The sequence below is a fragment of the Saccharopolyspora sp. genome (assembly GCF_017434145.1).
GTDB lineage: Bacteria > Actinomycetota > Actinomycetes > Mycobacteriales > Pseudonocardiaceae > Saccharopolyspora_C > Saccharopolyspora_C galaxeae.
Map to the genome: position 1 here is coordinate 1 of NZ_JAFRFW010000718.1, position 2558 is coordinate 2558.

The window sequence follows — 2558 nt, forward strand, 5'->3', positions numbered from 1 at the left end:
CCGCTACCAGTGGCTGGCCGAGCAGCTGGTCGGCAACCGCGCGCTGGTGGTGGCCGAGGACCACGTCGGCCACGGCGAGTCGCCCGGCGAGTGGGCGGCGGTTCCCGACGCCGATCAGGTCATCGCGGACCTCGACGCGGTGCGCCGAGACGTCCTCGTGCGGCACCCGGACCTGCCGGTGGTGCTGATCGGGCATTCGCTGGGCGGCATGTTCGCGGTGCGCTTCGCGCAGAAGCACCCGGACGCGCTGGCCGCCCTGGTGCTCTCCGCGCCGGTGCTGGGCACCTGGCACGTGCTGGATCTGCTGGAGTGCGACGAGATCCCGCAGACCCGCATCGACCCGGCGACGTTGTCCCGCGACCCGGAGGTCGGCCGCGAGTACACCGAGGACCCTCGGGTGTGGCACGGCCCGTTCAAGCACACGACGTTGACGATGGTCGACCGCTGCCTCACCGAGATCAACGATGGCCCGGCGTTGCGGATTCCGACGCTGTGGCTGCACGGCGCGGACGACGAACTGGTTCCGGAAGCGGACACCCGGACCGGCATCGACCGGGTGCGCGGCACCGAATTCCACGAGCACATCTACCCCGGCGCGCGGCACGAGCTGTTCAACGAGACGAACAAGGCCGAGGTGGTCGAGGAAGTGCTGACCTTCGTCGGGCGCGAGCTCAACACGTGAAACCCGAACGGTCTGCTGCTATTACTCGTTCGTAGTGCTGACTGCGCACCCTCGATCACTTCGACTCGATCGCGCAGTTCGACTATCACTCACACGGGTCCACATCGCCGCCCGACCGGTTGCGACCTGCTGTTTCGGAGCGCAGCGTTGGAACCGTCGGCGACCGGCCCCCGGAGCGGGCTGCTTTTCCGGCGGCCTTCGGACGATCCCGAGCTGCTCCGGCAGCGACGAGTGAGGCGGTAGTCATGAAGGACGTGAAGCGTGCGCAGGACTTGATCGGCAGCGACGTGTACGACACCGGCGGCGAACGCATCGGCCGGGTCGGCAACGTCTACGTCGACGACAGCAGCCACCAGCCGGAATGGGTCACCGTGCGCACCGGGATGTTCGGCACGAAGGAGAGCTTCGTGCCGCTGACCGGTGCGGAACGAAGTGACCGGGGCATCAACGTGGGGGTGTCCAAGGAGAAGGTGCGCGACGCCCCGCGCGTCGACGTGGAACACGGCCACCTCTCCGACAACGAGGGCCGTGACCTCTACACCTACTACGGGATGCAGCCCGGTTCGACCTCGCCGCAGCAGCGGGACGTGCCGCGGCAGCAGAGCACCGGCGGCACCGAGGGTGCTGCCACGGAAACCGCGACCGCGGCTTCCGGGAGCCGTACCACCGAGCAGGAGAGCCGTTCGAGCGCCACCGGTTCCGAAACCGGGACCGCGTCGACCTCCGCTGCGGGCACGGCGTCGACCACCACGGGCGCGACCGAGACCGGCTCGATGTCCGGAACCCGCCAGTCCGGCGACACGGCGCAACGCACCGCGGGCGAGAGCACGACTCGCGGGGACAGCGCGGGCATGAAGTCGATGACCCGCTGCGAGGAACGGCTGCGGATCAACACCGAGCAGGCGGAATCCGGCCGGGTGCGGGTGCGCAAGTACGTCGTCACCGAGCAGCAGTCGGTGACCGTGCCGGTCAGCCACGAAGAGGTCCGCATCGAGCGCGAGCCGATCAGCGAGTCCGAGCGCGGTTCGATGTCCTCGGCCCGGATGGGCGAGGAGGAGCAGGAGGTCGTGCTGCACGAGGACCGGCCGACGGTGAGCAAGGAATCCGTTCCGGTGGAGCGGATCCGGCTGCGCACCGAGACGGTCACCGAGGAACGGACCGTGCAGGACGAGGTGCGGATGGAGCGCTTCGACGTGCAGGACCAGAGCGGCAGGCACCACGAGCGCTCCGACGGACGCGGCAGCTCCGGCCAGACCGAGACCGGCGGCTCCGGCACCGGCGGCCAGAGCGGTTCCGGCGGCCAGAGCGGCACCGGTGGCCAGCGCAGCGGTGGCGGCACTCCTCGCTCCTGACCCGTATCGACACCGATGGCCCGCACCCGAACGGGGCGGGCCATCGCTCGTTCGCAGCGCCGCCACCGGTCGCCGGGAGTTCACCTGATCAACCCTTCGCCGGGTTGCGAAGGATGCGGGACAATCTCCGCGCGATGACTGAGAACACCGGCCTGGAACTGCTCATCACCGTCGTGCTCGGCGCCGAGGACGACGGTCGCGCCCGCGAGGCGTGCCTGCCGCTGCTGCAGCGCGTCGGCGGCCGGATCGTGGAGTCCGGCGACTGCTCCGACGAGGAACCGGGCTGCTGGTCGGTAACGATCAGCAGGCCCGCGGACTCGACGCACACCGGTCCGGCCGCGCTTGCCCGCGCGGTGCGCACCTTCCTGCGCGAGCTCGGTTCGCTCTACAGCGGCCAACGGGTGGCGTGCGAGCCGCCTGCGGCGTGGGCCGTGATCGACGATCCGGAACTGGTCGGCGAGCTGGTTCCGGGCGGGGAACGACTGCTGCTGGAGGCGTGGGCCGCCGGGCCGGTGCTGCAGGAC

Annotated in this window: 2 protein-coding genes and 1 pseudogene; all 3 read left to right on the forward strand. The window is 70.2% G+C overall.

What is annotated here, in order from left to right:
* On the forward strand, positions 1-682 hold a 682-nt coding region (locus IJH84_RS19555; RefSeq protein ID WP_295147205.1), incomplete at its 5' end, for an alpha/beta fold hydrolase.
* Positions 683-927: 245 nt separating this feature from the next.
* Complete coding sequence (locus IJH84_RS19560; protein ID WP_295147208.1) at positions 928-2034, forward strand: PRC and DUF2382 domain-containing protein; 1107 nt, start codon at positions 928-930, stop codon at positions 2032-2034.
* A gap of 134 nt (positions 2035-2168) precedes the next feature.
* A pseudogene (locus tag IJH84_RS19565) lies at positions 2169-2558 on the forward strand (hypothetical protein); the annotation flags it as partial.